Annotated in this window: 10 protein-coding genes; all 10 read right to left on the bottom strand. The window is 26.7% G+C overall.

Features of this window, described 5'->3' with window-relative positions:
- Nucleotides 1-67: 67 nt before the first annotated feature.
- On the bottom strand, nt 68-514 hold the full coding sequence (locus ACI3VO_RS05175) for a GNAT family N-acetyltransferase (protein ID WP_439756890.1): 447 nt from the start codon (nt 512-514) through the stop codon (nt 68-70).
- A gap of 24 nt (nt 515-538) precedes the next feature.
- A complete protein-coding gene (locus ACI3VO_RS05170; RefSeq protein ID WP_439756889.1) occupies nt 539-763 on the bottom strand; it encodes a hypothetical protein in 225 nt (74 codons plus the stop codon).
- A gap of 27 nt (nt 764-790) precedes the next feature.
- Entirely contained in the window at nt 791-1,759 is a 969-nt protein-coding gene (locus ACI3VO_RS05165) for a tetratricopeptide repeat protein (RefSeq protein WP_439756888.1), read from the bottom strand.
- Nucleotides 1,756-2,232, bottom strand: a complete 477-nt coding sequence (locus ACI3VO_RS05160) for a hypothetical protein (RefSeq protein ID WP_439756887.1) — start codon at nt 2,230-2,232, stop codon at nt 1,756-1,758. Before ACI3VO_RS05160 ends, ACI3VO_RS05165 begins: the two co-directional genes overlap by 4 nt.
- A 70-nt stretch (nt 2,233-2,302) precedes the next feature.
- Nucleotides 2,303-2,707: a hypothetical protein gene (locus tag ACI3VO_RS05155; RefSeq protein ID WP_439756886.1), complete on the bottom strand. Its 405-nt coding sequence runs from the start codon at nt 2,705-2,707 to the stop codon at nt 2,303-2,305.
- Between the two features lie 56 nt (nt 2,708-2,763).
- On the bottom strand, nt 2,764-2,961 hold the full coding sequence (locus tag ACI3VO_RS05150) for a hypothetical protein (RefSeq protein WP_439756885.1): 198 nt from the start codon (nt 2,959-2,961) through the stop codon (nt 2,764-2,766).
- Nucleotides 2,939-3,214, bottom strand: coding sequence for a hypothetical protein (locus tag ACI3VO_RS05145; protein WP_439756884.1), 276 nt, complete (start codon nt 3,212-3,214; stop codon nt 2,939-2,941). Before ACI3VO_RS05145 ends, ACI3VO_RS05150 begins: the two co-directional genes overlap by 23 nt.
- 126 nt (nt 3,215-3,340) lie before the next feature.
- On the bottom strand, nt 3,341-4,528 hold the full coding sequence (locus tag ACI3VO_RS05140) for a hypothetical protein (RefSeq protein WP_439756883.1): 1,188 nt from the start codon (nt 4,526-4,528) through the stop codon (nt 3,341-3,343).
- The gene (locus tag ACI3VO_RS05135; RefSeq protein WP_439756882.1) at nt 4,525-4,800 is read right to left on the bottom strand and encodes a hypothetical protein; all 276 of its coding nucleotides are present in this window, start codon (nt 4,798-4,800) and stop codon (nt 4,525-4,527) included. The genes ACI3VO_RS05140 and ACI3VO_RS05135 overlap by 4 nt, the downstream gene beginning before the upstream one ends.
- Before the next feature lie 425 nt (nt 4,801-5,225).
- Nucleotides 5,226-5,405 (bottom strand): hypothetical protein (locus tag ACI3VO_RS05130; protein WP_439756881.1); only part of this gene is annotated, 180 nt, incomplete at its 5' end.

Here is a 5,405-nt window from a genome sequence, read left to right as displayed (position 1 = left end):
ATTAAAATAAAGCTTTCTATATTTTAAATATATCTCTTCTAATTCCATAAACACCTCACCTATAAACTTATCTCTTTAAAATAAATTCTTGAACTGGACTCCCAAATTCTTCAGTTAACTTTCCTTCCACAAAACCTAATCTTTTATAAAAAGCCCTTGCTGCGATTCCCTCTGGTACTCCTTCACGATATGTAGTGACAACAATATCACTTTCAGGATCCATAAATGTGAGCATATAAGACACCATTTTTTCCGCAATATGCTGCCTACGATATTCAGTATCAACAGCTAAAAAGCAAAGTTCATTATTATCTTTTGAAAACAAAAGTGTCCCAACAATCTTATCATCAATTTTTGCGCATATGGCAGAGTTCTTGCCCATAAAAGATAAAACCGTTTTTCTATGTTCCTCTAATGCTTCTTTTGTTTCAAGACCAGGAAAGTTTCCTTTTACTCTATCTACAAGATTCATCCAATTATCAATATCATACATATTACCTAGCTCAATTTCCATGCTATTCACCATCCATTTCTTTTTTTAGTATAATTTTCCAATATCTCTATCATAAATAAAATCTGGTATATCTTCAGTTTCAAAAATCGTCCATCCAAACCTTCTACAAAATAATTCTATAAAATTATCTACATCTCTATCATAACAAGCTTCGATTTCTCTTATTTGATATTTTAATTCAGATTCATCTATTTTTCTTCCATAAAGCAAAGTATCTCCCTTATAATATTCAATTTCAACTATTGTCATAAAATAAATTCCTTTCAAATAATTAATCTATAGTCTTATACTTCTACAATTTGAATTTTTATTCTGTTCAAGTGATTTTTCCAAGAATTCTAAATATTTTCCGTCCTCTTTATCAAATATTTTTTTACCTTCTGTAGAATACGCTCTGTATAAATAAACTCTTGCTTTATCCAATCTATCTAATTCAAAAAAACATTGTCCAATTCTAAGCATTATAAACGGATCATTTCTAACATCAAAACATGTCTGTGCTTCAAATAAATAGTCCAATCCCTTTTGATACTTTCCTGTAAAGAAGCATATATCTGCTAATGCCACATATATTCTTGTGTTTATTTCCCAAAATGATTTTGGTGGTGGTAATAAATCCAATGCTTTTTGATATTGTTTCATAGCTAAACTAAACCTTTTATTTTTAGCTAAAATATCTCCTATTTTTATTAAAATATCTATTTTTTTAGTTAATTTATTACTTAATGTCTTGCATGTCGGTACAATTTCTTCATTATATTCTTCCAAGCTCTGCGCATAAGGCTTATTTTTCATAAATGTATCTACTATCTGATCATCTCGGCTTATCAAAAGCGTCAAAGTACTATCCCAAGCTACTATTTCAATATCTGCTAAAGGATGCTGAATTGATATTGGATTTTCCCAAAATCCATCATAGCCATTTGCAAATGGTAGGTTTTCCCATGTAAAATTTTTTAAAGCCTCATCCTTCGAAACATCCTTTTTAAATCCAGAGAAAACGCCCCATATCCACTGAAAATTATGATTTTCTTCCTGTATTTTAGTTAATTCATCTCCAGATATCCAAACGTAATCCTTAAATCCTTTTTCATTCACAAAAACTTCTTTTTCATCGACCCAGATACAATTTTCTAAATTAGTAATCAGCCAATTATATTCATTTTGTATATTGCCAATTGAATTAAATACATCTAGTAAATCAGTATAAAATTCTTCTCCTTTTTGTAATATAGCACCTTTCATAAATACGTATTCTCCTCCTCCAATACCCACGGAATATTAGCAAAAAATTCTAGCTGAATCACAGGCGATGAAAAATTTTTTTCTAATAAATCTACTTCATTTTGAAATGCAATCTCGAAATCCTCGTTAATTTTAAAAAGCTTTTTCTCATCTAATTCTTTTGACATTTGACTGGTTTCCTTCCACGGACTACTTCCACTGAGCAACTTACCACAAATATGATAAAATCCAGCATAAAATAACGTTCCATCTTGATTTTTGCAATTGACATAAACTTCTCTAGATTTTTTCATATCTATTCCCATTTTATCAAATATTTGGATAATCTCTTGTGGCAAATGAAATACTGCATTTTCAAAATTACGGCATCCAGAGCAATTACATTCATTTGTAATATTTTTCGCTGTTTGATAAAATCTTCTTGTCTTATCAACGTCTATATCAATTACATACTGATTAAATTTTAAAATCATAAACTAACTCCTATTAAAATTTATATCTAATTCTCTCATTAAAATATCTATTATCTCATTAAAATATCTATTATCTCATCAATAATTTTATCATTGCAGCTTTAGAATCTTCCTTTACTTTACTATAAGCCTTTTCCCAATACTCTAAATTTACTTTATTCTTTTCCTTGTCATCACCTAGTTTAAAGCTTTCTATCATCTCAGCTAAATCTTTTGAATTATATGTACTATTAATTTCTTTCATATAATCTATCATAAAATTATATGTATTATCCAAATTTAACTCTTTATCCTGAACAATATCTTCCCAATCTGCCCATGCAGCTGCATCCATTGTTCCACCCTCTTTATCTTCCCATAAAGACATAGAACCTAATAAGCTTCCTAAATCATCATTTTTGCCTTCTTCAAAATATATCCTATCCAAAAATGCAAACATAACTTTATAAGCTTCTAATCTATTTAACGTTTTCATAAATACAACACTCCTTAAAATTTTCATTTTGCCCTTAATTTATAAATTATTAATTATTAATATATCATCAATCTTATAGGGGTACTGCCTTCATACAAGGTGTATTTTATATGCTCTTGAGTTAATTCATCTAAAGATACTATAATTTCTTCTAAATCTTCAAGTGCCTCTTTTATGTCCATTTTAAAAGTTCTCTTGCTCCTAGCATTTGCAAGACACATACTCCAAACTTCACATTTTTTTCCATCTCTCACAATTATTCATCAAATAATCATAAAGCTGCTTACATCTAGTATCTGAATACACAAAATTTAAGTGATAAATATAAGGTAATTTTGTATAATATTCAATATCTAAATAATTACTCTCCGTCTGAAAAATTTCAAGTTCATTAAAATCTTCCTCTGAATCAATTATATATTTCTGAGTTCCATCTGGATTATGTAGTTTTGGACTGTATAATGCTGGTAATTTATATTCACAAGCAATAAAACTATAATAGCTCATATCAATCCCTCCTTGTATAACTATTCATCTCTATTTCTTCATTACACCAGCCTCATTCTATATATTCAATATCCTGCTTCTGTTGAAAATTAGGAATCGCCATTGAACCCTTATCACATCTTTTATTTATAATAAAATTTTATCTATTACAAATAAATATTTATCTGGTAAATTATCATGTTTTCGGCTTATCTCAGCTCTCAAACTCTTTCTTCCTTCTATTAAAATTTCTGTTTTTCTTATTTTAATTTGACTTATACTATAAGGAACATACCATAAATCAAAATAGTCTATATTTACACAACCTTCTTTTTTAGAGTTTTTATCTTTTATACATAACTTAAATAAAGCCTTTTGATTAACTACTCTAGGCACATTATATACTACCTTGACTTCATAATTCTTATTTTCTTTTTCAATATATACTAGATCTATATCAAAACCTTCCACCTTTACGGTATTTATTGCTCTTTCTATAGAATCACTATTTAAATGATCAAAATCTGCAATCATTCTCAAGCCTTGGTAGATAGAGCTAAAAACTATTTCAGATTTCTCAGATTCTGTTGAAGATATATACTTATCAATGTCTATTTCTCCATAAGTCATTTTACTCCAATCGGCACCGTATCCAAAAGCATTTACTTTTGCATCATTTAATGTTTTATCAATGTATATGTATATTTCATTATATCCTGGAAGCATAATATTTTCTCTTTTCAATAAGTTCGTAAATATATTTTCATACATAAATATATATGGCTGTAAGTTTACATTTTCATCTTCTAAATCTGAATATATTCTTATGCCTTTTAAAGGTCTATTAAATTCTCTTTTTTGTTGCTTGTACATTTTAATATTGTAATCAGCTAATCTTAATAAATTTTTACAATCTACCAATTCTTTATTTTTGTTATATTCCTCTAATTCTTGATTTGAATTAGGAATATTTTTTTCTGCAACCTTTAAAGATTCCATAAGAAGATTTAAATTAAAATCTTTATTTTCTATATTTATTTTTTTTACTGCTTTTATTATTTTATTAAAAGCCTCTTGAAATTCTAATATATTTATTTCTTGTTTATTTTTAAAATCACTTTTTATTTCAACTAAAACAAAATCACTATATAAAGTTCTTTGTTTTTCCGTTCTTTTACTTGGAAAATTATTGAGAAATTTTATAATAATCATTTTAAAAATATCACTACAATAAGTGTCTATCGTATATTCATTCAAAAAAGTATTCAACAATCTTAAATTTATATTTTTCACATTTTTCATTTTATAATCTTTGAATTCTAATGAAAATCTCATCTAATTTCTCCTATTCCATTTTCCCATACATCTCTTTCTATTGAAATAATTATATTTTTTTCTCTTGGAGCATTTAATTTTCGTTTACTACATAAATCAAATATTCCGCAACATTCTCCATCTACAATTAATCCAGTTCTACTTGCATCATCTGACCATATAATAAATACATCCTCACTCTCTTCAATTGGAGGGTTTATTTTATTATAAATCCATAAGTGATCAACTATCCCAGCAAATTTACCATCTTCATTTAATCTACATAAATACATATATCTCACCATTGTATAACTTAAGTATAATAAATTTACTACCAAAGATAAATTTTCAAGCTCATTTGTAACTTTTTTGAAACCTTAAAGCATCGTTTCTTGCCATAAAATAATTATTTGAAGCAAAACAAAATAATCTATTTTACACGCAATTAAAAAGAGATGTTGCAAATCCATAACATCGATTTACAACATCCCTTAATAATCTATTCTAAAAAATTATTTTATACTATTCAAAGTTTCAATCAATTCCTCTAAAGTTTCTATCTCATCAGATACAGTACTTTCTAAAAGCTCATTCCTTAAAATGATAAAGAGGCTAGAACTTAGCCTCTCGAGAAATGCATAAAAATAAAAAATTATACATTTTAATTTAAAAATATTTTTATATCTATATATCTTAATTATAATACTTTTTATGTAATTTAGCTAATTTTTTCTACTATTACTTTGGTATATTTTTCATTTCCACAATCACTAATTTCAAATACTTCTGCATCTGAATGGATTTTCAATGATATAAGTTTATTATCAACTTTAATCTTTTCTAAATCATTTGTATTATCAATATTATTTAATTTGCAATCAAATAAAACTACTTCTAT

The organism is Intestinibacter sp., assembly GCF_051866655.1.
Lineage (GTDB): Bacteria > Bacillota > Clostridia > Peptostreptococcales > Peptostreptococcaceae > Intestinibacter.
The sequence above is the reverse complement of the archived record's forward strand: the minus strand, read 5'-3'. Positions and strand labels throughout refer to the sequence as shown.